A 23,703-nucleotide genomic window follows, 5' to 3' on the forward strand; every position below is an offset into this window, starting at 1 on the left:
ACAACTTCTTTTTCCTTGACGAGGCTCATCAGGAGGCTATACTCGCCCCGTTCTCCTCCTCGGATACCTGCGGGTTCTCAACAATAGAACCGCCATATTCGCCAGTAGCGGCGTAGAAGTCGATGTCTACCAGAATATCTGTTGCCATCAACTCTTCAGGGAGTCCGTTCCACCGCAGCATCGTTACCGCCCCTTAAGTTGAGGCTTAATGCGGACCAGTCCGGGAATTTTACGCCCATCTACTAACATGCGAGGGCATACAACCCTATCTTTTGATTATGTTTGAAGAAAATATAGGGTGTTCTATAGGTGATTTCGACTCACCATTTTCACCCCAATAAACCTTAAAATCTCACGTACAACTTTATATTTCCCTCAAGCTCCCCTTTATACTCTTCCCCCGTCTCTCAACACCCCACGGGCACCTTGATGCATGCCTTCTATACACGCCGAGAACACAGAGAAACACCCCACCCGCATCCAGATAGGGAGCATCCAGATAGGGATGCGAGCGAGGCTACCAAAGTCAATGCCTCACTGAGGTTCAATCATCACGGAACCCTGCGAGCTTAGCTCTCCTTACGAATCACCTTGAACTGGCTCGGCTGCGCCACCGGGCGAATCGTAATGCGGTCAAGGTTCACGTGATGCGGAACGTTCAGAGCAAAGGTCACGGTCTGCGCCACGTCCTCTGCGGTCAGCGGCTTCTCAACACCCGCATAGACGCGCTCGGCGGCTTCCTTGGAACCTAGACGGTTCAGGGAGAACTCCTCGGTATGCACCATGCCCGGGCAGATCTCAATCACGCGCACATTATGTTCCGTTTCTTCCAAGCGGAGCGCCTCCGTCAGGCCGCGAGCGCCGAACTTCGCGGCGTTGTATCCGGCACCGCCCTCGTAGCCGTGTTCCGCGGCGGTGGAGGTCAGGTTCAGGATTGTGCCGTGACCGTTCAGTCGCAGCGCCTCCGCGAAGACACGCACCATGTGCAGAATACCGAGCACATTCATCTGGTACATCTTCAGATAATCGGCAGGCTTGCCGTCGGCAACCTTATCCACACCAATAGCACCACCGGCAATATTGACCAGGGCGTCAATAGTGCCCTGCTCCTCCAGGATCTGCTCGGCAACAAAGCGGACGGAATGCTCATCGGTCACGTCGCAGGTCACCGGGTGAGCGCCGGTTTCCGCGTAGAGAGTGTAGAGGCGGTCGGTGCGGCGAGCCAGAGCATAGACGGTCCAGCCGCTTGCTACCAGCTGCTGTACGGTGGCTCGGCCAATACCGCTGGATGCGCCGGTCACCACGGCAACTTTGCCGTTGCCGGTATGGGGCAGGAAAGGAGATGCAGGAATATGGGTGTTCTCAGTCATACTTTAATCCTAGTAGAGTGATGCCCGCGGGTGCTCTGTTCGAGCAGACTCGCGGGCATATATTTTGAAATTTTCGATAGTGAAATAGATGGCGGTACCACAACTGAGCGGCGCTCCGTCAGACTACTACTTGCGGCGACGAGGCAGACCCCAACGGCTCCTACCACCGTCACGGAATCCGAGGCGGTGCTCAAAATACACGAACGAGCTACTACCAGTCTTCGTCGTGTCCGGAGGGACCGTACCCTCACGCGCCGACAACAGGTAAAGAACCGCGGCGCCGGGCATGAACACAAGCAGGGGCAACACGAACCGCATGCGCGCCTCGCCGTAGCCGCTACGCACCGTCAAATGCCAGAGGCACAACGCCATCAGCGTCAGGTGCAGTATCAGCAGAACGGTTTCAGGCGTACCCAAACCAAAAATACTCAGAGAACTCATTGGCAGCTCCTCAAAGGTCGTATATCTTCAGTCTACGCCGCACCCGCTTTGCTGAGAAGGGTTCACGGGCTGTTGATACTGCAGATTTTCGCGCCTACACTGCAGGTAATCGGGGGGGCAGCATATTAGGGGTTCTCTCCCCCATTACCGTTTCCACCGAGTTTGTCGCTAAATCGCCAATTACTCCTCATATAGGGAGCCTCCACATGACAGCAACACCGCACCAGCACATCACCGACCTTAAAGAGCGGCGCCAAGCGCTCCAACAGAGGGCGCGCACTATCCGTGCCGCCACCGGAACCCCCTACAGCTCTGAGGTTCACCTGCTACTCGGGCAGAGCTACCTCGACCCCGCCAGCTGGCAGGAACTCACCGCCTCCAGCGGGGTGCGCGCCACAGTACGCAGGGCACAATTTGTACGCCGGTACCGGCACCTCCTGGCACGTCTAGAAGCCGCCATCGAGCGGTACGAACAGCACGGCGCGGCGCAGAATTCCCCTGGAGCTGAGAGAATGCCGTGAATATGAGAAAATAGCCGTTATGGCTGAAAACATTTTGGGCTCAGACTCGCCCGTACAGATTAACGTTCCCGACCGCCCCGCCCTCGAAGGCCTCGAAGAGAAGCTCTCGCAGCGCTGGGCCGATGAGAAGACCTACGCATTCGACGAGAACACCACTCGCGAGCAGGTCTACTCCATTGACACCCCGCCGCCGACTGCATCCGGCTCCCTGCACGTGGGGCACATGTTCTCCTACACCCAGACCGACGTCATTGCACGCTACCAGCGTATGACCGGCAAGAACGTGTTCTACCCCCTCGGCTGGGATGACAACGGCCTGCCCACCGAACGCCGCGTTCAGAACTACTACGGCGTTCTCTGCGACCCCTCCGTGGCAGACAACGACTCCTTCCGCGACCTGATCACCTGGAAGGCAGACGGCACCCCCAAGCCCGACCGCAGCCAGGCAAAGTGGCCGCGCATCTCCCGCAACAACTTCATTGAACTCTGTGAAGAGCTCGCGGTTGAAGACGAGAAGGTCTTCGAAAACCTCTTCACCACCCTGGGCCTGTCCGTTGACTGGTCGCGCACCTACCGCACCATCGACGCGCACTCCCGTAAGGTCTCCCAGCTCGCCTTCCTGAAGGACCTGGAAGCAGGCAACGCCTACATGGCTGAAGCACCGACCATGTGGGACGTTACCTTCCGCACCGCAGTGGCACAGGCTGAGCTGGAAGACAAGGAACGCCCCGGCGCATACCACCGCATCAGCTTCCACCGCCCCAACGGCGAGAAGGTCTGGATTGAGACCACCCGCCCCGAGCTACTGCCCTCCTGCGTGGCTCTCGTGGCGCACCCGGACGACGAGCGTTACAAGCCGCTGTTCGGCACCACCGTCACCTCCCCGCTGTTCGGCGTTGAGGTCGAAATCAAGGCGCACCCGCTGGCACAGCCCGACAAGGGCGCCGGTATCGCCATGATTTGTACCTTCGGTGACACCACCGACGTCACCTGGTGGCGTGAACTGCAGCTGGACACCCGCGCCCTCATCGGTCGCGACGGCCGCTTCTCCCGCGAAACCCCCGAGTGGATTACCTCCGCTGAGGGTCGCGAGCGCTACGAGCGTATGGCAGGCGCCACCGTCTTCACCGCACAGAAGACCGTCGTGGAGATGCTGGTTGAGGCTGGCGAAATGGACGGCGACCCCAAACCGATTACCCACCCCGTGAAGTTCTACGAGAAGGGCGACAAGCCCCTCGAAATCGTTGCTTCCCGACAGTGGTACATCCGCAACGGTGGCCGTGACGCTGCACGCCGCGAGAAGCTCATCGAGCGCGGCCGTGAAATGAACTGGTACCCCTCCTTCATGCGTAGCCGCTACGAGAACTGGGTTGAGGGTCTGAACGGCGACTGGCTGATTTCTCGCCAGCGTTTCTTCGGTGTTCCCTTCCCCGTCTGGTACCCGCTGGACGCTGAGGGCGAGCCGGACTACGAGAACCCGATTCTGCCGGCCGAAGAGATGCTGCCGGTTGACCCCGCATCTCAGGCTGCTCCCGGTTACACCGAGGATCAGCGCGGCGTAGCGGGCGGCTTCATCGCTGACCCGGACGTTCTGGACACCTGGGCTACGTCCTCCCTGACCCCGCAGATTGCGACCGGTTGGGGCGTGAACCCGGACCTGCACGCGAAGACCTTCCCCATGGATCTGCGCCCGCAGGGTCACGACATTATCCGCACCTGGCTGTTCTCCACCGCTGTTCGCGCGGAGACCCTGGCTTCCTCCGTGCCGTGGTACAACACTGCGCTCTCCGGCTGGATTCTTGACCCGGACCGCAAGAAGATGTCCAAGTCTAAGGGCAACGTTGTGGTCCCCAACGAGGTGCTGGAGAAGTACGGTTCGGACGCTGTGCGCTACTGGGCTGCTTCGGCTCGCCTGGGTGCTGACACCGCCTACGACGAAGGCCAGATGAAGATTGGCCGTCGCCTTGCCATCAAGCTGCTGAACGCATCCAAGTTCGTGCTGAACCTGGGCGCTACCGAGAAGTCCGTGATCACTTCTCAGGCTCAGGGTCGCGTACTGATCAACGCTCTGGACCGTTCTCTGTTGGCTCGCCTGGCGTACCTGATTGAGGAAGCAACCGCCGCATTCGAGAAGTACGAGTACGCTCGTGCCCTGCAGATTTGCGAGAGCTTCTTCTGGTCCTTCACCGACGACTTCGTTGAGCTGGTCAAGGACCGTGCGTACGGTGCTCGCGGTGAGCAGGAGCAGGCTTCTGTTCTGGCTGCCCTGGCAACCACCCTGGATGCTCTGCTGCGCCTGTTCGCGCCCTTCCTGCCGTTCGTGACCGAAGAGATTTGGTCCTGGTGGCGTGCAGGTAGCGTACACCGCGCCGAGTGGCCGCAGGCACTGCCCATCCTGGAGGGTACTCTGCTGGCTGAGTACTCTGCCCAGAACCCGACTGCTGGCATTTCTGCTCAGTGGGTGCTGGCGGACGCTGACCCGGCTCAGATTGAGTCGCTGAAGCAGATCCTGCCGGATGTTGCTGAGGCTCTGGGCGGCCTGCGTAAGGCTAAGAGCGACGCGAAGGTTAAGCAGCGCACCGAGGTTGAGTCTGCAACCATTGCGGCTCCCCAGGCTCAGCTGGATCGCATTGCCGCTGGTATGTCTGATCTGAAGGCTGCCGGTAACGCTCGTGAGCTGTCCCTGGTGGCGGCTGAGGGCGAGCTGGAGGTTCGCGATGTTGTGCTCGTTGTGGAAGAAGCAGCTGAGTAATTTCGCCTCATTTTGAGCGTTGTTCGCTTAAATTTATGACGCTACTTGAGCGTTGAGGACGGGGCGGTACCGATTGACGGTACCGTCCCGTTTTCTGTGTCTGCTGTTCGTTGTAGCTCGCCGGGTGTGAGGCCCCGGTAGCTGACCTCTACGGCTTTGGCTATAGGCTTTGTCCAAGCTGCGCCCGTGGATGCCTGCTCCAGCCCTCTGAGAATCTTCACTAGCGCCGCCGCCGATGAGGCAAGCATCGCCTTCGGTTCTTTGGACGCTCAGCAGCTCGAGGACCTGACCCGCAAGTGGGTGCGCTTCATGCGTGAAAGCCGCGATATGCTACACCACGAAAGCTCCATTGCCGCCGCACGTGCTGAGGTTGAGGCTAAGCCCCTCCCCGAGTAGGGTCACCCTTTATTTCTATTTCTTTCGCGCGGCAAAGCCAGCACTTTCGCGTTGGTACCGTATTTTTCTGCAGCGGGACTATCGAGCCAAGCGATTAAGCTCTGCCCGGAATGCGTACTTCACACAGCCTGTCCCCTTGCTATAGTTATGGATACTCAAAGACCCTAACTATGTTGCAGAAAGGGCGGGAATGTCCCACCAAAAACGCGTCCTGCGGCCTATCCGTAGCGATGTTGCTCCCCCAGTTACCTCGCCACCGGTCTACCGTGGCGATATTGATGCGCGCGGCACGGCGCAAGACCTCGTCCCGCGCAGCTTGTGGGTCGATTTCTGGGACACTCTCTTCTTCATCTTCGCCGGCATCGCGGCCCTCGTGCTGACCTTCATGATTCTGGCGAATACGGTCGGCCATTCTTTCTGGGGTTTCCCCATCGCCTTCATTTTCTGGGCGGTCACCGCGTACCTGACGCTACCGCGTTTTCACGCGATCATGACCCGCATCTACGTGCCCGACTACTTTATTGGGCGCACCCGCACCCCGGACGGTCTGCTCGGCGACCCGGTCAATATCGGTCTGATTGGTACCGAGGAGCAGATTCACCAGGTCATGCAGGACGCCGGCTGGACCCGCGCCGACAACGTCACCCTCGTCTCCTCCTGGAAGATTATTCTTTCCACCATCACCCGCCGCTCCTACGCGGAGGCGCCGGTCTCCCCGCTGAAAATTTTTGGTAAGACGCAGGCTTTCGCCTACCAGAAGGAAGTGGACGGCAACCCCGAGAAGCGCCACCACGTGCGCTTCTGGAAAACCCCGGACGGCTGGCTTCTGCCTGGCGGTCACCAGGTGGATTGGTTGGCGGCGGGCACGTACGACTCCGGTGTGGGTTTCAGCTTCTTCACCCTGCAGGTCACGCACCGCATTGACGCTGACACTGACTTCGAGCGCGACTACATTGTGGAGTCCATCCAGTACGCTCACCCGGAAACCCGCGTTGAGATTCTGCACGATTTTTCCTCCGGCTACCACGCCCGCAACGGTGGCGGCGACACGATTCGTACCGACGGTGCGCTGCCGGTGGTCATTCTCAACAATGAGGGCCTGGAACCGCAGGAGCAGGAAGAAATTCACCTCTCCAGCGCTCACGACCTGGCGTACCGCATGCCGCTGAGCCTGCTGGTCGGTTCGGGTATGCTCATCGCCGTGACCCTCGCCGATATTGTCAACAGCGTCATTTTGGCGCTCAGCCGCCCGGCACTTCGCGCCAAGCTGCTGGAGGAAGGCTCCGGTAACGATCTTGAGTTGCTGAACCTCTTCGACCAGGTGGATAGCTCCGTGTTACTGACCATTACCGGCACGGTGCTAGTTGGTTTTGTGGCAATTTATTCGGCGGTGCACCTGTTCCTGCTGTGGAGCACGCTGCGCGGCTCTTCGAAGGCTCGCCGACTGGCTCTGCTGTTGACGGCGCTGAACTTCGCGGCGATTACCGGCGGCGTGCTGTGGGGTCACCAGTCCCTGCCGCTGTCCACGATTTTCTTCCAGCTGGGCGTTGCCGTGTTCGCGATGCTGGCGTTCACCTCGGACGCGGCGGTTCAGTACACGGGGACCCGCACCTTCCATATGCGCGATACGAAGATTGTGCAGCGGGCAACGCACCCGAAGGTTCTGGAGCACAGGGCACAGCGCAAAGCGAAGAAAGCACAGCAGACGCAGCAGGCACGCAAGGCGGCTACCGCGAGCCACCGCCGATAGCCAATAGCTCTGCATAGTTTGGGAAATAAAGTACCGCCCGGTCAGTACATGACCGGGCGGTACTTTTTTGCTCTGCAGCCGCAGACTCTACCGAGCCTGCGCGCATTGCAGGACTCTCAGCGCATTGCAGGATTCTTAGGCTTCACCCTTTTCACCGTGGAAAATCGGGCCCACGTTACGGGGGCGCTTGAGCTCAAAGAAGCCGGGGTAGGAAGCCAGCGCCAGGGCTCCGTCGAAGAGCTTACCAGCCTCTTCACCGGCGGGGCTCGGGGAGATGACCGGACCGAAGAAAGCGGTGCCGTTAATGGAAATCAGCGGAACACCCACATCGGTGCCACCCACGGTCTCCAGTGCCAGGTCCAGGGAGGCGCGCATCTGCTCATCGTACTGATCGGTGAAGGCGACATCCACCAGCTCTGCGGGCAGGTTGATCTCTTCCAGCGCCTTGACGATTGCGTCGCGGTAGGAATCAGCCTTGTTGTCGTTGTGGTGAATCTGCTCGCCCAAAGCGTCGTAGAGGGGTTTGATGACCTCGTTGCCGTGCAGCTCACGCACAGCGGTAATAAGGCGCGTCGGCGCCCAGGACTGGTCCATCATTGCCTGGTAGTCGGCGGGCAGGTCGCGGCCCTGGTTGTGCATGGACAGGGAGAAGGGACGCCAGGTCACCTCAACGTTGCGGACCTTCTGTACCTCGCCAATCCAGCGGGAGGTAATCCAGCACCAGGGGCAGATCGGGTCGAACCAGAAATCAATCTGTGCGGGTGCGTTCTCGGTCATGAGTGTTCCTCTCTCCTACGGTTACGCCAGCCGCTTCTATAAGCCGGCACTTATTCTTCGGTATACGCTCTTCAAGACATGTAAGCGAGGGCGGTACCTGCTAGTGAGCCGTCACCCCGTACAACCGGGGCGACGGCTTCTTTATTCCCTAGCCTGTTCGGCTGGCAGTATGCGGTTATGCCGCCTGACGGTCCGCTTCCTTCAGGGAGGCGGCCTTCGCCTCCCCCTTCACGGTGCGGGTAGTCTCGGCTTCGGGGTCGGGAGCCTGCAGCACGTAGCGGGGTTCCATACCGTTGAGCACGGTGTCCTCACTGATGACGATGGACACCACATCGGTGCGGTCCGGGATGTCGAACATAATCGGCTGCAGAATCTGCTCCATCATGGAGCGCAGGCCGCGGGCGCCGGTGCCGCGTTCGGCGGCGAAGCGGGCAATAGCCGCAATCGCTGCGTCGTCGAGAACCAGGTCCACGCCGTCCAGGGCAAAAAGGTGACGGTACTGCTTGAGCAGCGCATTCTTCGGTTCGGTCAGCACTCGAGCCAGCTCTTCTTCGTTGAGCTCACTCAGGGTCGAGATGACCGGCAAACGGCCAATCAGCTCGGGGATAATGCCGTAGTGCGCCAGGTCCTCGGGCATGATTTGGTCCAGCGGGTTCTTCACGGAGCCGCCCAGTTCAGCGCCGAAACCGATGCCGCCGGCACCCACGCGGGCTGCGATGCGGTCGTCAATATTGTCGAAGGCGCCAGCCACAATGAAGAGAATGTTCGAGGTATCAATCTCAATATTCGCATGTGCCGGGTGCTTGCGTCCGCCCTCCGGCGGTACGGTCGCCACGGTGCCCTCAATAATCTTCAGCAACGCCTGCTGCACGCCTTCACCGGACACGTCACGGGTGATGGAGAGGTTCTCGCCGCCCTTGCGGGCAATCTTGTCGATCTCGTCAATGTAGATGATGCCGCGCTGAGCCTTAGCAATATCACCGTCAGCGGCATTGATGAGGCGCAGCAGAATGTTCTCCACGTCATCACCCACGTAGCCCGCCTCGGTGAGGGTGGTTGCGTCGACCAGGGCAAAGGGCACATCCAGCTTCTTCGCCAGGGTCGCCGCCAGGTAGGTTTTACCGCAGCCGGTCGGGCCGAGCATCAGAATATTCGACTTGCCCAGCTCCACCTGCTCCCCCGCAGTCGCCGAAAGAATGCGGGAGGTCAGCACCGGGTTATCAATATCGTGGATACGCTTGTAGTGGTTGTACACCGCCACTGCCAGAGTACGCTTCGCCGCGTCCTGACCGATGACGTAGTCGTTGAGGTAGCTGTAAATTTCGCGCGGAGTAGCCAGCTGAGATGCAGGCGCCGCCGCGGAGGCTTTCACCTTCAGACGCTCTTCAGCGAGAATTTCTTCGCACAGCTCCACGCACTCATCGCAGATGGAAACATTCGGGCCGAGCACAATCTTGAAAACCTGCGCGCGAGTCTTCTTGCAGAAGGAGCATCGCATGCTGGCGTTGGGCTGTTCGGGAGGCACAATGATGTCTGTGGCCACGAAGATTCCCTTTCGATCGGCGTGGTGAAATCGGTGCAGAAGAATCAGTGACCTGATATCTGCGGTGGTTTCTCAGGAGAGGCACCGGCGGGTGGTGGGTGCCGTGGTTTGAGTGAGAAACCGGTATGAAATACTCGAATTTTCTCCCTCTCTAAGGCTACCGGAGTTCACCCCGGAAATCAGAATTACGCACCGCAGATGAACGGACTTACCGGGCATATGACAAAGCACGTCTTTTATGACAGCGACGGGGCAGATACTCCGGCATATGACGGTAGGCATGTGACGCTAAAGCCCGGCAAGAAAGCGCAGGTCAACACCACATATCAGCTTGGTTCACCGCCCCCACCCGGCGGGCACAAATCAGCCGGTACAAAAAGGGCGGCACCGCACCGCGCACCAGCCCAAAGGCTCGCACACGGAGCGATGCCGCCCCTCCCCCGAAAAACGCTCGGGGATATTCCTCAAAACTAAAGTTTAGGTGTGGGAAATAGCGGTGTTGGTCGCAGGCTTACGCAGCTTACGAGACTCCAGCACCTTATCGACCAGGCCGTACTCCAGGGCAGCAGCCGCAGTCAGAATGTTGTCACGCTCAATGGAGCGGTCAACTTCCTCATAGGTCTTACCCGAGTGCAGTGCCAGGGTCTGTGCAGTCCACTCACGCATACGCATAACCTCGTTCGCGTGAATCTCAATGTCAGATGCCTGACCGCCCTGCTGGCCGCTCAGTGCGGGCTGGTGAATCAGCACGCGAGCGTTCGGCAGTGCCAGACGCTTGCCGGGGGTACCGGCAGCCAGCAGAACCGCCGCAGCGGATGCCGCCTGGCCCAGGCACACGGTCTGAATCTCGGGGCGGATAAACTGCATGGTGTCGTAGATGGCGGTCATTGCGGTGAAGGAACCGCCGGGCGAGTTAATGTACAGGGTGATGTCACGCTCGGGGTCCTGCGCCTCCAGCACCAGCAGCTGCGCCATGATGTCGTCAGCGGATGCGTCGTCCACCTGGGTTCCCAGGAAGATGATGCGGTCCTCGAACAGCTTTGCGTACGGGTCCTGACGCTTGTAACCGTAGGGGGTGCGCTCCTCGAAGCTGGGGAGCACGTAGCGGTTGCTCGGCATAGCCGGCGCCGAGGTGGTGATATCGTTCGGCAGGTAGTTCATGTGCATCTCCCTTATGCGTTCTTCGATTCGGGCAGCTTACCGGCGGTGGTGGCAATGTGGTCAAAGAAGCCGTATTCCAGGCCTTCTTCCGCGTTGAACCAGTTGTCGCGGTCGTTATCCTTCAGGATGGTCTCGAGGCTCTTGCCGGTGCGCTCAGCGGTGATTTCTGCCAAGCGCTTCTTCATGTCCAGAATCAGCTCAGCCTGGGTGCGGATATCCGATGCGGTACCGCCAATACCGCCGAGGGGCTGGTGCATGAGGATGCGGGCGTTCGGGGTTGCGTAGCGCTTGCCGATGGTGCCTGCGGTGAGCAGGAACTGACCCATGGATGCTGCCATACCGGTCACCACGGTCACCACGTCGTTCGGGATGAGCTGCATGGTGTCGTAGATAGCCATACCGGCGGTGACGGAGCCGCCGGGAGAGTTGATGTACAGGTAGATGTCTGCCTCGGGGTCTTCAGCCGAGAGCAGCAGCATCTGGGAGCAGATGAGGTTGGCGTTGGAGTCGCGCACCTCGGAGCCAAGCCAGATAATGCGCTCCTTCAGGAGGCTGTTGTAGACGTAATCTTCCTGGGCACCAACGATGGGGGTTGCCATAGACGGCGCGGGTGCCACGCCGGCTGCCTGGGAGGCACCGATGGGCAGAGGCATGTAGCTGGACATTCTTCCTCTTCTTCTCTAATGGGTCTTCGCTGCATCTTTGCGCGATTTACGCGCCGGAGCGCACGCGAAAAGTTTCGTTGCTACTACCTTACCGATAGTTGCTCTCCCCCGCTTCCCTTCGGGTTGTTCGTTCGCCAGGGGGTGAAGCAGAGGCGAAAACCTCGGTACGGAATAACTTGAGGGCGGAATAGTTTGGGGTGAAAAGAGCCTCAGCGGGCACCCAACCGGTAATTCGGTGGATGCCCGCTGAGGCTACACGTTTCAAACAATCAGCGCACGCCCTCTAGAGGGGTGACTTCTTGCAGACCGTGGCGGGGATTTAGGCAGCTACCTCTTCACCCTCGCCCAGGTACTTGGACAGGTCAACAACGTTGCCCTTGGTGTCCTTGACAACTGCGGTCTTCAGCACTGCTGCCAGAGCCTTGGAGCGGCGAACCTCGCCGACCAGCGCGCCAGCCTGGCCGGAGCCATCCAGCATCTGTGCGAACTGGTTGGGGTCCATGCCGTACTGGGAGCTCATGGTGATGATGTAGTTGATCATCTCAGCCTGGTCGACGGTCACTTCTTCCTTGTCCGCAACAGCGTCGAGAACCATCTCGTTCTTGAATGCGGTCTCGGTGTTCTCGCGAACCTCGGTGCGGTGCTCCTCGGTGTCGTGGTCTGCTTCAGCGTTGGGGTTGTTGAAGTGCTGCTCGAGCTGGTCCTCGATAACCTTCTCGGGGACGGGGATCTCGACGAGCTCAACGAGCTTTGCGAGGACCTTGTCGCGTGCCTGGGTGCCCTGCTCGGCAACCTTAGCTTCTGCAACCTGCTTCTTGATGTCTTCCTTCAGCTCGTCGATGGTGTCGAACTCGGAAGCCAGCTGTGCGAACTCGTCGTCAGCTGCGGGCAGCTCGCGCTCCTTGACTGCGGAGAGCTTGACCTTGATGACTGCCTGCTCGCCTGCGTGCTCGCCGCCGGAGAGCTTGGTCTCGAAGGTTGCGTCCTCGCCAGCGGACAGACCGGTCAGAGCCTCATCGATGCCGTCGAGCATGGTGCCGGAACCGATCTGGTAGGACAGGTCGTTTGCTGCGTCAACCTGCTCGCCGTCGATCTCAGCTGCGATGTCGATGGTCACGAAGTCCTTGTCAGCTGCGGGGCGCTCAACGGTCTTCAGGGTGCCGAAGCGCTCACGCAGAGCGTCCAGTGCCTGAACCTCGTCCTCAGCGGTGACCTCTACCTCGTCAACCTCAACCTCGAGGCCCTCGTAGTTGGGCAGCTCGATTTCGGGGCGGACGGTGACGGTGATGGTCAGCTTGACGTCTGCCTCACGGTTCTCGGTGGAGGGCTGGGACTGAACGTCCAGCTCGGGCTGTGCCAGGGGGGAGAGCTCGTTCTCGCCCAGTGCCTGTGCGTAGTAGTCGTTTAGAGCGTCGTTCAGGGAGGCCTCGACGATGTAGTCGAAGCCCGCACGCTGCTCGATGAGCTGCTTGGGCAGCTTACCCTTGCGGAAGCCGGGAACGCTGATCTGACCCGAGAGGTTCTTGTAGGTGCGGTCCAGGTAGGGCTTGAATTCTGCGAAGGGAACCTCGACCTCAATCTTTGCAAGGGTCGGGTTGAGCTTCTCGACGGCGGTCTTCACGTCCGTGATCTCCTCATATAGTTTCGGTGCGGCACGAATCGTGTGTGCCACGGTTGCTTAGTGGAAAGAGCGCCACGACCTTGTAGCGTCGCGGCAACCGTTTCACGTCGGGGCGACAGGATTCGAACCTGCGATCTCCTGCTCCCAAAGCAGGCGCGTTAGCCAAGCTACGCCACGCCCCGTGAAACCGACCGTGTTGCGCACTTGCGTGTTTAACACAGTCAGTGCCCTAGTTTACCTGTTTTCCCTCTAAATGCCCAACACAGCGGCTCGTGCGCGGTTTATTTCCACTGAGCGCGTACTCCCCTAATAAGGATGCGCAGACTAACACAAAAAGATAAGACAAATGCCTGTAAGAACATGCAAAGGCCCCCGCACAAAAACCGCGCCAACACACCTAAGAGTTTGACAGCACAGATGGAACCTCGCTACTATGGTCAAGTTCCATTCCGGGGATGTAGCTTAATGGTAAAGCCTCAGTCTTCCAAACTGATTACGCGGGTTCGATTCCCGTCATCCCCTCGCACAATCCCCCCGACGTTGTCGGGGGGATTTTTTGTGCTCGGGGATGACGGGAATCGCTTACGGGCGAAAATACATTCCCTCGCGCGCTCGGAATCCGCACGCTCCAGCCTAACTTATATATACTTCTCAAGCAGCTGCTGCGCCGAGACAATCGTGGCGAATTCATCGCGCAACGCCGCAATATTGTAGAGGTGCACCATCTCCGGGGAAAGAAAATCACCGGCACCATCAGAAAGAGCAAAGGTTACGCAGGCATCCTCAACAAGAGTCACCTGAAAACCATAATTTGCCGCCATCCGCACAGTGGTAGACACACAATGCGGCAGCGTACAACCCATCACCGTGAGCCGATCAATCCCGCGTTTACGCAGATAGGCAAGCAGATTTGTACCAATAAATGCGCTATTCACATTTTTTGTAAATACCTTCTCCCCCACACGAGGCTCAAATCCGCTCTGGAACCTAATATTTTCCTCATCGTAAAAGAAGGAGCTCGAATCCGTTCCCCGATGCTGAATATGGATTATTTCGCGCCCTGAACAGCGGAAATCCTCCATAATCTTCTGCATCTTCTCTTCCGCACCGTCATTATTTCTAGCCGGTAGCTGCGGATGCAGAAAACCCCTCTGAACATCCACCACCAATAGAGCCTCAGCCATTGTTCTTCTCCTCCTGTAGCTACTTCTGGCAGCCGGGGCACCAGTAGAGTTTGCGGCCGGCAATTTCTTCCATGCGGATGGTCGTTCCGCAGCGGCGGCAGGGCTCGCCGTGGTGCATGTACACGTAGTTGGCGTGGTCAGGCCACGCTTCGGTTTCGGGCACGCCGGGGCGGTCTTCGGGCTCGGTGGTGATGATGCGCCCCACGCGCACGCCGATGACCAGCAGATGCTTATTGTCTTCCCAGAGTCGCTCCAGCTCCTCGTCACTGAGGCTCTTGCCGGGGCGTAGCGGGTCAATTTCCTGGCGGTACAGCGACTCGGCGCGGAAGATATTGCCCACGCCGGAGATTGCCGCCTGATCCATCAGAATCACACCGATCGGGCGGGAGCTCTTACGCGCGGCGCGGTAAAACTGTTCGGGGTCAGCATCCGGGTTGAGCGGGTCGGGGCCGAGCTTGGAGCGGACGGTGCGCACCTCCTCCGGTGTGAGGGTGCGGCAGATAGTCGGGCCCACCAGGTCCGCCCAGCCGTGCTCCGAAACAATACGGCAACGCACCGTACTCTTCGGCTCGGGAGGACCGGCGTAAGGCTCCCCCTCCCCCGCCGCGTACTCTTTTTCGCCGACCTTGCGGGGCGCACCAATGCTCGAAGCACCCGTGAACATCTCATCCCCGCCGAAGCTCCAGTTACCGTAAATACCCAGGTGTACGTTCAGAGTCAGGTCGTTCTCGAAGGTCACGAACAGGTGCTTACCGTGCGCGTACGCCCCGGTGATAGTGTGCCCATCCAGCAGGGCGGCGCCCTCAGCGTAGCGGCCCTGCGGGGAAGAAACCTGCACGCGTTCGCCGGTAAAGACGTCACTGATTTGGCGGGCAATACGGTGGATGGAGTGGCCTTCGGGCACGGGGTTCTCCTCGAAAACTTGTCGGCTAGAAATAGTACGGATTATATGGGGTGCAGAGACGACTGAGGCGCATAGCCTGCACTATGCGCCTCAGATTTTAGAGCTTAGGCAGCATCAATCTGCTTGCCGGCAATGTCGCCGGTCTGCTCGTACTCAGCCAGCTGACCGATACGGCGTGCGTGACGCTCCTCGTTGGTCCAGGGGGTAGCCAGGAAGACCTTGATAATTTCCAGTGCTTCTTCCTTGCTGTGCTGGCGGCCGCCCACAGCAACGACCTGTGCGTTGTTGTGCTCGCGAGCCAGTGCTGCGGTGTCGTGGTTCCAAGCCAGAGCCGCGCGGATACCATCAACCTTGTTCGCAGCCATCTGCTCGCCGTTGCCGCTACCGCCCAGCACAATACCCAGGGAGTCCAGGCCAGCCTCGCGGTCACGCTTCACGCCAAGGGCTGCGTTAATGCAGAACGAGGGGTAGTCGTCCAGCGGGTCGTAGTCGGCGGGGCCGTGGTCAATCATTTCGTAGCCCGCAGCGGTGAGGGACTCGATCAGGTAGTGGCTCAGTTCGAGGCCAGCGTGATCGGTTGCGATGTGTACGCGCATGGTACTCTCCTGGTGATTTTGTCTTGGTGTGACGTGCGTTTGTGCGTTCGTGGTAGGCGCCGGTTCTCAGTTCTGAGCGCCGTTGCTATAGTGCGCCGCGCATCCATCAGGTGGGATACGCTTCCCCGTTTGGGTTTTTCTGTCTTAACTGTATCGAATTCGCGCGGGTTCGGGTAATGCGGAGCCTTCTAGACCCTCACCTATACGGTAGACTGTGGGATATGGCACTTTTTGGTGTCCCGATTCGCCGCGCCCAAGCTAGAACGCCTCCAGCGCTACGTATGCAGCGTCGCAGGAGCCGCGCACCTCGGGAACCAGCGCACCATGACAGGGCGTGTCAACACGGCACGCTATTCATATCTAAGGAGAGGGAGCTGTATGCCCGGCCTGAACCTAACCCGCAATGAGGCAACCGAACGCGCATCCATTATTAAGCGCGTGCACTCGTACCGTATTGAACTCGACCTTCCGAAGGACAAAGACGTCTTCTCCTCGAAGGTTGAAATCCGCTTCGACGCTCAGGAAGGTGCCTCCACCTTCATTGACGCCATCACCTCCTCGGTCAACTCCATTAACCTCAACGGCGAAGAGCTGAGCACCGACCTGGCGGACGGCGAGCGCATCCAGCTGCCGAACCTTGCTGCTGAGAACACTCTGGTCGTTGACGCAGAGATGTTCTACACCAACACCGGTGAGGGTCTGCACCGTTTCGTGGACCCCGCCGACGGCGAAGTGTACCTGTACTCCCAGTTTGAGGTGCCGGACTCCCGCCGCGTGTTCCCCGTCTTTGAGCAGCCCGACCTGAAGGCTGAATTCGAGTTTATTGTGCGCGTTCCCTCGCACTGGGTGGTTGTGTCGAACCAGCCCGAGGTGAAGGTTGAGGAGAAGGAGTGCGGTTGCGGCCGTGCGAAGACTTGGTTCTTCAAGCCGACCCCGCGCATGTCTTCGTACATTACCGCGATTGTGGCTGGCCCCTACGAGAAGGTCACCAGCGAGCTGACTAACTCTGAGGGTCGCGTGATTCCGCTGGGCGTGTACGCTCGTAAGTCTCTCATGCCGTTTGTGGATGCTGAGGATATGTTTGAGCTGACCCGTCAGGGCTTCGAGTTCTACGAGGAGCAGTTCAAGACCCCGTACCCGTTCGAGAAGTACGATCAGCTGTTCGTTCCCGAGTTCAACGCCGGTGCGATGGAGAACGCTGGCTGCGTGACCTACCTGGAGACTTACGTCTTCCGCTCCAAGGTTGCGGAGGCTCTGCGTGAGCGCCGCGCTATCACCGTTCTGCACGAGCTGGCTCACATGTGGTTCGGCGACCTGGTCACCATGAAGTGGTGGAATGACCTGTGGCTGAACGAGTCTTTCGCTGAGTTCATGTCGACCCTGGCTGCTGCGGAGAACACCCGCTACGCGAAGGAGGCGTGGGCTACCTTCGCCGCGTCGGAGAAGACCTGGGCGTACCGTCAGGATCAGCTGTCTTCGACTCACCCGATTGTGGCTGAGATTCGTGACCTTGCCGATGTTCAGGTGAACTTCGACGGCATTACTTACGCGAAGGGCGCTTCGGTGCTGCGTCAGATGGTCGCGTGGGTTGGCCAGGAGAACTTCATGGCTGCTCTGAAGGTGTACTTCGAAAAGCACAGCTGGGGCAACACCGTTCTGGACGACCTGCTGGTTGAGCTGGAGCGTACCTCCGGCCGTGACGTGCGTGCGTGGAGCGCTAAGTGGCTTGAGACCGCTGGCGTGAACACTCTTGCCGTTGAGGTTGATAATGACGAGGCGGGCAACATTTCGAACCTGGGTATCCGTCAGTCCTACGCTGAGGGCTTTGAGACCCTGCGCCCGCACCGTGCCGTGATTGGTTTCTACAACCTGGTGGACGGCAAGCTGACCCGCACCGACCGCATCGAGCTGGACATTGACGGAGAGATGACCGTGGTTGAGGAGGCTATCGGCAAGAAGCGCCCCGACCTGCTGCTGCTGAATGATGAGGATCTGGCGTACGCAAAGATTCGCCTGGACGAGCGTTCCATCGAGACCGCTATCAAGCACCTGGGCGACATTGATTCGTCTGTGGCTCGCGGCGTGGTCTGGGGTTCGCTCTGGGATACCGTGCGTGACGCTCAGATGCCGGCACGTAAGTACGTTGACCTGGTGCTGAACAATATCGGTAAGGAGACCAACTCCACCGCTCTGCGCACCCAGATCAACAACCTGTCCGCTACCCTGCACTCCTTCGTGGCGCCTGAGGCTCGCGAGGAGACCCGCCACCGTGCCGCTGACCGTCTGTGGGAGCTGGCATGCGTTGCAGAGCCCGACTCGGATGCTCAGCTGCAGCTGCTGCCGGCGTTCATCAACCAGGCCCGCACCGAGGACCAGTACAACAATGTGCAGCGCCTCTTCGAGGGTGAGCTGACCCTTGAGGGTCTGGACATTGACGCTGACCTGCGTTGGAACCTGGTGTGCCGCCTGGCTACCGGTGGCCGTTTCTCCGCCGAGCAGATTGCTGCGGAGCTGGAGAACGACAACACCGCGAACGGTCAGCAGTACGCTGCTCAGGCGTACGCATCGATTCCGACTGCGGAGGCTAAGGCTGAGTACTGGAACAAGATCATGGTGACCGGCGAGCTGTCGAACATGATTCAGCGTTACGCTATTGCCGGTTTCAAGTCCGGCAAGCCCGAGCTGATTGCCCCGTACAACGAGCAGTACTTCGAGCAGATTGAGGGTATTTGGCGTTCTCGTTCGCACGAGATTTCCATGCAGATTATTGGTGGCATGTACCCGAGCGAGCCGACTGCTGAGCTGCTGGAGCGTACCGAGGCGTACCTGGCGTCTCTGCCTGAGGATGCTGCGGCTCTGTACCGCCAGATTGCGGAGGCACGCGACGGCGTGGCTCGTGCGCTGAAGGTTCAGGCTGCTGACATCTAACAATGCTTGTGAGCTGAGGCGGGTCCGCCACCTGCTCTCATAGGTTTTTGCTCATAGGTTTTTGTTCGTCCCCTTCTACCCCGATTCGGGGTGGGAGGGGACGTTTTGCATCAAGAGTCTAAATCTTGTCACTGCGGTGCATATTTTGTTATTTTCATTTGAATATCCCTCAAAAGCTCTCTATTTGGGGTTGCCGCCTATCGTATACTGTTGTGCATGCCTTCTAGCAAGTCTCCTATCGTGAAAGTTTCTCTGACCGGCGCAGTCCTTGCTGCGGTTGCCGCCGGTTCCTTTGGCGTGTACTCCGCAGGAGGCTTCACCGCGCCCGGTAGCACCGCCGTTACCGCCGCAGCGAGCGCCGAGCCTACCCAGTCGGTGCAAAAAAGCCCCAGCGGATCCCCCTCCCCCGTGCCGACTCCGGAACCGACCACCCCGGCTCAGAAGATGGAACGCACCGCGCAGAAGGCCTTCGGCAAGGAGGGTGCGCAGGCAACCGGTGAGATTCAGGCACCGTTCTCCACCTCCGCTGATGCCGCCGACATGCTGGTGCAGCATTTCAAGGGTGGCGTTGTCATGTACACCCCCAAGTACGGTCCGGTTGCGGTGAAATCCGGCGTCTACGAGCACTGGTGGAAGCAGCGCGGGTACAGCAACTTTGCTGGTTGGGAGGGTCTGCCGGTGAGCTGGCGATCCGAGAAGGGCGTTCTGTACACCAAGTTTGAGAAGGCTGAACTCTACTGGGATAAGGCGAACGGTCTGCCGCGGAACACCAATGTTCTTGGTGCTAAGGATGCCCTGGTGATTGGTGACTCGCAGGTGACCGCGACCTCCTGGGTTGGTTTGGGTCTGAAGCAGGCAGGTTTCGTCCCGTACATGTTCCGTTGCGGCGGCATCGGTTTTGTGACTGCCCGCGACGGTGTGTGCCCCTCCTACTATCAGGGTGTGGTGGGTGGCCGTTGGGCTCTGCCGAGCGGTAACCCCGGCGTGATTTACCTGGATGCCTCCGGCAATGACATTTACATTCACGAGGATGAGACGAAGGCTCGCGAGCGCGTGAACGCTCACCAGACTCAGGTCATTGAGCAGCTGCGACGCATGTACCCGTCGTCGAAGATCGTGTTTGGCGGCGTGGTGTCGATGAGTGAGGCTGCGGCGACGGATAAGCAGGTGGCGCATAAGCGTCACGTGGCAAACGAGGTGGCAAGGCAGGGCGCCCGCGAGACCGGCGTACTGTTCATGGACACCGCTGATTGGCAGACCATTTACCTGGCTGAGGGTGACCTGGCTGATGGCGTGCATCTGAAGGATGAGGCGCAGTACAAGCTGGCGGCACCGTTCAAGGCTCGCCTACGTGAACTGCTCGACCTCCCTAAATCAGCTGCGTAAATCAGCTTCAATCAACGTATATAGCATCACGAGAACGAGGCGCCGGAAGGGTTGAATCCTTCCGGCGCCTCATTCGTTTGAGTGGGTTACCCACCGCAGCTCTCAAGTTAGTGTGCGGGTTTTATGCCGCGACGCTTGCCTGGCGTTCCTTCGCCTCAGCTTTCTGGTGTGCGAGCACGCCCTCCGCAAGGCGACGCTTCTGTCGCTCACGCGCGGCTTTCTTCTCACGCTGCTCGGCAGCCCAGGCTATGGGGTCAATGTCGATTGATTCGTAGTGCCATTCGCCAATGTAGTCGCGAATCGGGGCGACCCAGGTGACGGGGATGCCGCGGCGCAGGTACACCTCGTGGTCGGTGTCTTCAAAAGCGTGGATAATGCGGTTGCCGTCAGCAATCAGGGACTCAATGATGGAGTCCTTCCATGCGGGGCTGTTAGAGCCGCCGTTGCAGGGCTTAGCGAACACGTGCTTGGGTTCCAAACCTGCGCGGGCGATGAACCGGTTAAGTTCCTTCATGTAGGTGCCATCGCGGCCGGTAATTACTACGACCTCTGCGCCGGTGTCTGCCGCGATTTCGCGAACACGGTCGGCAACTTCAACATTGACCGTGGCGTTGCGGATGGCCTTGAAGAATCGGCGGTTGCTTGCAAAGAAACCGGTCAGGTACTTGTCCATCTGATCTCGGTTGCTGGCAAGGGTACCGTCAATGTCGACTGCAATCAGATCCATATAGGTCTCACTTTCGATCCGTACGGGAAGGACACGCCTGGTTAGGGCGCGGCGGAAGAGTTCCCGTGCGGTGTGGCTGATAATCGGTGTGTCAAAGACGCCCCGGTGAAAGGGCGTAGTTTTTTTATAATACCCTATTTCCGTAAAGTAATGCCCTATCGAATGTCATTATTACAACTACCCCGTTGATGTCATACGGCATAGAAAAACGCGGGTGGCGCAGGCCAAGAGCCCACACCACCAGCGTAAAAAGTCTAGGAATGTCTCGAGGAAAGTTAGAGTAGCGAACCGGAACCGCGGCGCACCAGCACCATACCGGCGGGCGCCACAATGCGCAGCCACTCCTCCGCACCTACGTGCGCCGCGAACAGCGGCAAATCGCCCGTGAAGCCTTCCGGAATGAAACCGAACACGCGCAGGGCGAATGCCGCGCCGGTCGGTACAAGCACAGTATCGAACTCAGGTAGGTACTCCAGCACCATATCGGAGGACCAAATACGCGAGCGCACCGTAGAAAGCACCGCAGCGCCGGGGTTCTCGGGCAGGGCACGTTCTACCGCCTCCAGGCCCTCTGCGGTGGCGCGGTGGAACTCTTCAACCGGAACGGTACCGACCTCGTACCAGCCACTAAGCGGGGCTGACTTGCCAGCCCAACTAGCGTTGACGGTCACCGGCGGCATGAACAGCACCAGCTGCGGGTTCTCTTCGTTCCCCTGTTCTTCTGCCTGCTTCTGCAGACGCGCCAGACGGTCCAGTAGCGCCTGCGCCTGCACGGTCATGTCCAGGGTGGAGTCAGCCAGCAGGTGCAGGGCACGCAGACCCATAATAACCGGGGTGTCCGAGGAAGCATCCTCCGGCTCTAGGGAGCAGGCGAATACCGCCACCACGCGGCCACGCGCAGTCAGGCGAATAGCGGCATCCGGGTTCACCGCCAGGGCGCGAGAAATGTAGGTGGCAAGGTCCTTGACCACTGCGGCGCCCTGCGCGCCGCCGGGCAGAATCAGGTAGGGCTCCTCCACACCTTCGTGGGGGTTGTACTTAAGCTCAATGGGTGCTGCCGCATTCGATGCGCTGTTCTGGTCGGGAGCGTTCTCCTGCACGGGGATATTGTCAAGGATAGTTTCAGACGGCGTAGTCATTTCTGTTCCTTTTCGGCGTTGGCCTGCTCGGTGGCAAGTTGGTGAGTGATATCTCCGATGGTGTGTTAGGCAGACGTTCCGGATCGATAATCCGGTGTCGTTGTTCCTAGTCAATGTTTCGAATCAACCTGTCATGGTTGTCTCAGAGTATGCTCTCCCACTCTACGCCAGAAACCAGTTCATTGAAAACATGCGAGAATAAAACCATGACCAAGCCCACTGTGACCCAAAACCTGATGCGGATGCTGGACCTCTCCCCCGTGGAGGCGGCGCCCGCCTCCTTCGGTAGTGATGAAGTGTCTACCGGCGTGACGCTCACCCGCGAGCAGCCGCGTACTTTCGGTGGTCAGGTTCTTGCCCAGTCGATTATTGCCGCCGACCGCACGGTGGAGGGCAAGGACATCCACTCGATTCACGCCTATTTTCTGCGCCCCGGCGATATTGAGCGTGAACTGTTCTTCGCCACTCAGCGCCTGAACGATAGCCGTTCCTTCTCGACCCGCCGAGTGCAGGTGTTCCATGATGAGGCGCCCATGTTCTCGGCGATTATGTCTTTCCAATCCGATAGCCGCGGCCCGGAGCACACCGCAGTGACCATGCCGGAGGTGCCGGACCCCGAATCGCTGCCGATGGTCAGCGACTACCTGGGCCAGCTCCCCCACCCAATTGCACAGGCGGTCGCGTGGGAACGCCCCATTGATATGCGACACGTGGACGCACCTCTGTACACTCAGGCGGATGCCTCCTCGACACAGCCGCGTGCCTGCGTGTGGTTCAAGACCTTTGACCGCCTGGTGCATGCTGATGGTTCTGAGGCGTCGGAGGCGGAGCACCGCGCCGCTATCGCCTACGCTTCGGATTACCTGCCGCTGGAGCCTGCTCTGCGTCGTCACGGCAAGTTCTGGCTGGAACCGGGCCTCAAGAGCGCCTCGCTGGATCACGCGATGTGGTTCCACCGCCCGGCGCGCGCCGACGAGTGGCTGCTGTACGTGCTGGATTCCCCGAGCGCGCAGGGCGGCAGGATGCTCGCGCAGGGTTCGATTTTCAATCGTTCCGGTGAGCTGGTGGCGACCGTGGCGCAGGAAATGATGTTCCGCCTGCCGGAATATCGATAAAGCAGAGCACCGCTAGGACTACCGGAAGGCGTCAGGCGAACCTGGCAGAGCATACAGAAAGACCGTGTGAGGTGGTTGTCTCACACGGTCTTTCTTATGTTCTAGTGTACGGTCTAGAAGCCGTTTGGAAGCTCTTATTTAGCTTCGCCGTCAATCACACCGTCCGGGGAAATGTGCACGGTGCTCTTGGTGCGGCGGGAAACAAAGAAGTCACCCACGAATACCAGACCGGTCACCAGAAGACCCAGTGCTGCCATCCATACTGCCGCCACGCCGTAGATTATCGGGAACAGCACCACGAGCAAGCCCAGAATAAGGGTACCAATAGCAGAGAGCTGCAGGTGGCGTCCGGCGGCGTAGCTCAGGTATTTCACGCCCTGGGCAGTCATCAGACGAATCAGCGCCCACATAATCATCCACGTACCCACAATGGTCGGGATGAAGGTTGCCTGTGCACCCACCGAGGCAGTCAGCAGAATCAGGCCAGCCACCACGGTCAAGATGCCGTCAACCAGGTCCCAGCCGGTACGTGCCTGCTTTGGCGTGCCGAAGTAACGTACCAGTTCAAACACGCCACCAAGCCACACCGAAATGGAGAACACATAACCCAGAACTACCAGCGGAATAGCGGGATTGGCGAACATGTAGATTGCCGCTGCAATCAGCAACAGACCGGTAACCAAGGACATCCAGTTATATTTTGAAAGCATAATGCTCTTCTCTTCGT

19 protein-coding genes and 2 tRNA genes are annotated in these 23,703 nt (G+C 59.3%); 7 read left to right on the forward strand and 14 right to left on the reverse strand.

What is annotated here, in order from left to right; translation table 11 throughout:
- Positions 1 to 569 precede the first annotated feature (569 nt).
- Both NML54_RS02170 and NML54_RS02175 read right to left on the reverse strand, forming a co-directional pair.
- A complete protein-coding gene (locus NML54_RS02170; RefSeq protein ID WP_254755706.1) occupies positions 570 to 1,370 on the reverse strand; it encodes an SDR family oxidoreductase in 801 nt (266 codons plus the stop codon).
- Between the two features lie 126 nt (positions 1,371 to 1,496).
- Positions 1,497 to 1,811, reverse strand: coding sequence for a penicillin-binding protein (locus tag NML54_RS02175; RefSeq protein ID WP_254755707.1), 315 nt, complete (start codon positions 1,809 to 1,811; stop codon positions 1,497 to 1,499).
- 540 nt (positions 1,812 to 2,351) lie between these two features.
- Here NML54_RS02175 and valS point away from each other — a divergent pair.
- The 3 genes from valS to NML54_RS02190 all read left to right on the forward strand — a co-directional run bounded on the left by valS (position 2,352) and on the right by NML54_RS02190 (position 7,230).
- Positions 2,352 to 5,084, forward strand: a complete 2,733-nt coding sequence (gene valS / locus NML54_RS02180; RefSeq protein WP_254755708.1) for a valine--tRNA ligase — start codon at positions 2,352 to 2,354, stop codon at positions 5,082 to 5,084.
- Positions 5,085 to 5,240: 156 nt separating this feature from the next.
- Positions 5,241 to 5,480: a hypothetical protein gene (locus tag NML54_RS02185; protein ID WP_254755709.1), complete on the forward strand. Its 240-nt coding sequence runs from the start codon at positions 5,241 to 5,243 to the stop codon at positions 5,478 to 5,480.
- A gap of 190 nt (positions 5,481 to 5,670) precedes the next feature.
- Positions 5,671 to 7,230 carry an LssY C-terminal domain-containing protein gene (locus tag NML54_RS02190; RefSeq protein WP_254755710.1) on the forward strand — a complete coding sequence of 520 codons (1,560 nt, stop codon included), beginning with the start codon at positions 5,671 to 5,673 and terminating at the stop codon, positions 7,228 to 7,230.
- Positions 7,231 to 7,365: 135 nt separating this feature from the next.
- On the opposite strand, the gene NML54_RS02195 is transcribed toward NML54_RS02190, so the two are convergent.
- From NML54_RS02195 to NML54_RS02220, 6 genes are all read right to left on the reverse strand, one after another.
- Positions 7,366 to 8,007 carry a DsbA family oxidoreductase gene (locus NML54_RS02195; RefSeq protein WP_254755711.1) on the reverse strand — a complete coding sequence of 214 codons (642 nt, stop codon included), beginning with the start codon at positions 8,005 to 8,007 and terminating at the stop codon, positions 7,366 to 7,368.
- A gap of 175 nt (positions 8,008 to 8,182) precedes the next feature.
- Complete coding sequence (gene clpX / locus NML54_RS02200; protein WP_371925778.1) at positions 8,183 to 9,550, reverse strand: ATP-dependent Clp protease ATP-binding subunit ClpX; 1,368 nt, start codon at positions 9,548 to 9,550, stop codon at positions 8,183 to 8,185.
- 477 nt (positions 9,551 to 10,027) lie between these two features.
- Positions 10,028 to 10,717, reverse strand: coding sequence for an ATP-dependent Clp protease proteolytic subunit (locus NML54_RS02205; protein WP_012903382.1), 690 nt, complete (start codon positions 10,715 to 10,717; stop codon positions 10,028 to 10,030).
- Between the two features lie 5 nt (positions 10,718 to 10,722).
- Positions 10,723 to 11,376, reverse strand: a complete 654-nt coding sequence (locus tag NML54_RS02210; protein ID WP_005505718.1) for an ATP-dependent Clp protease proteolytic subunit — start codon at positions 11,374 to 11,376, stop codon at positions 10,723 to 10,725.
- Positions 11,377 to 11,695: 319 nt separating this feature from the next.
- On the reverse strand, positions 11,696 to 12,997 hold the full coding sequence (gene tig / locus NML54_RS02215; RefSeq protein WP_254755712.1) for a trigger factor: 1,302 nt from the start codon (positions 12,995 to 12,997) through the stop codon (positions 11,696 to 11,698).
- Between the two features lie 107 nt (positions 12,998 to 13,104).
- Positions 13,105 to 13,179 (reverse strand) — tRNA-Pro (locus NML54_RS02220).
- A 269-nt stretch (positions 13,180 to 13,448) separates the two neighbouring features.
- Between NML54_RS02220 and NML54_RS02225 the strand changes: the two genes are divergently transcribed.
- Positions 13,449 to 13,519, forward strand: a tRNA-Gly gene (locus NML54_RS02225).
- A gap of 116 nt (positions 13,520 to 13,635) precedes the next feature.
- Here the strand turns inward: NML54_RS02225 and NML54_RS02230 are convergent.
- From NML54_RS02230 to NML54_RS02240, 3 genes are all read right to left on the reverse strand, one after another.
- Complete coding sequence (locus tag NML54_RS02230) at positions 13,636 to 14,181, reverse strand: cysteine hydrolase family protein (RefSeq protein ID WP_254755713.1); 546 nt, start codon at positions 14,179 to 14,181, stop codon at positions 13,636 to 13,638.
- 19 nt (positions 14,182 to 14,200) lie between these two features.
- A complete protein-coding gene (locus NML54_RS02235; protein WP_254755714.1) occupies positions 14,201 to 15,085 on the reverse strand; it encodes an Fpg/Nei family DNA glycosylase in 885 nt (294 codons plus the stop codon).
- A 104-nt stretch (positions 15,086 to 15,189) separates the two neighbouring features.
- The gene (locus tag NML54_RS02240; protein WP_005505713.1) at positions 15,190 to 15,681 is read right to left on the reverse strand and encodes a ribose-5-phosphate isomerase; all 492 of its coding nucleotides are present in this window, start codon (positions 15,679 to 15,681) and stop codon (positions 15,190 to 15,192) included.
- Between the two features lie 378 nt (positions 15,682 to 16,059).
- Between NML54_RS02240 and pepN the strand changes: the two genes are divergently transcribed.
- Positions 16,060 to 18,609, forward strand: a complete 2,550-nt coding sequence (pepN, locus tag NML54_RS02245) for an aminopeptidase N (protein WP_254755715.1) — start codon at positions 16,060 to 16,062, stop codon at positions 18,607 to 18,609.
- A gap of 240 nt (positions 18,610 to 18,849) precedes the next feature.
- The gene (locus NML54_RS08965) at positions 18,850 to 19,995 is read left to right on the forward strand and encodes an SGNH/GDSL hydrolase family protein (protein ID WP_254755716.1); all 1,146 of its coding nucleotides are present in this window, start codon (positions 18,850 to 18,852) and stop codon (positions 19,993 to 19,995) included.
- 121 nt (positions 19,996 to 20,116) lie between these two features.
- Here NML54_RS08965 and NML54_RS02255 read toward each other — a convergent pair whose 3' ends face one another.
- Complete coding sequence (locus tag NML54_RS02255; protein ID WP_254755717.1) at positions 20,117 to 20,722, reverse strand: HAD family hydrolase; 606 nt, start codon at positions 20,720 to 20,722, stop codon at positions 20,117 to 20,119.
- Positions 20,723 to 20,997: 275 nt separating this feature from the next.
- Positions 20,998 to 21,861, reverse strand: a complete 864-nt coding sequence (locus tag NML54_RS02260; RefSeq protein ID WP_254755718.1) for a DUF8185 domain-containing protein — start codon at positions 21,859 to 21,861, stop codon at positions 20,998 to 21,000.
- Between the two features lie 206 nt (positions 21,862 to 22,067).
- On the opposite strand from NML54_RS02260, the gene NML54_RS02265 reads away from it, so the two are divergent.
- Positions 22,068 to 22,976 (forward strand): acyl-CoA thioesterase, encoded by a 909-nt coding sequence (locus tag NML54_RS02265; RefSeq protein WP_070687623.1) that lies wholly within the window; start codon positions 22,068 to 22,070, stop codon positions 22,974 to 22,976.
- Positions 22,977 to 23,110: 134 nt separating this feature from the next.
- On the opposite strand, the gene NML54_RS02270 is transcribed toward NML54_RS02265, so the two are convergent.
- Entirely contained in the window at positions 23,111 to 23,686 is a 576-nt protein-coding gene (locus tag NML54_RS02270) for an HdeD family acid-resistance protein (protein ID WP_135007788.1), read from the reverse strand.
- Positions 23,687 to 23,703 lie beyond the last annotated feature (17 nt).

Origin of the sequence: Rothia gullae, assembly GCF_024294905.1 — a bacterium.
Lineage (GTDB): Bacteria > Actinomycetota > Actinomycetes > Actinomycetales > Micrococcaceae > Rothia.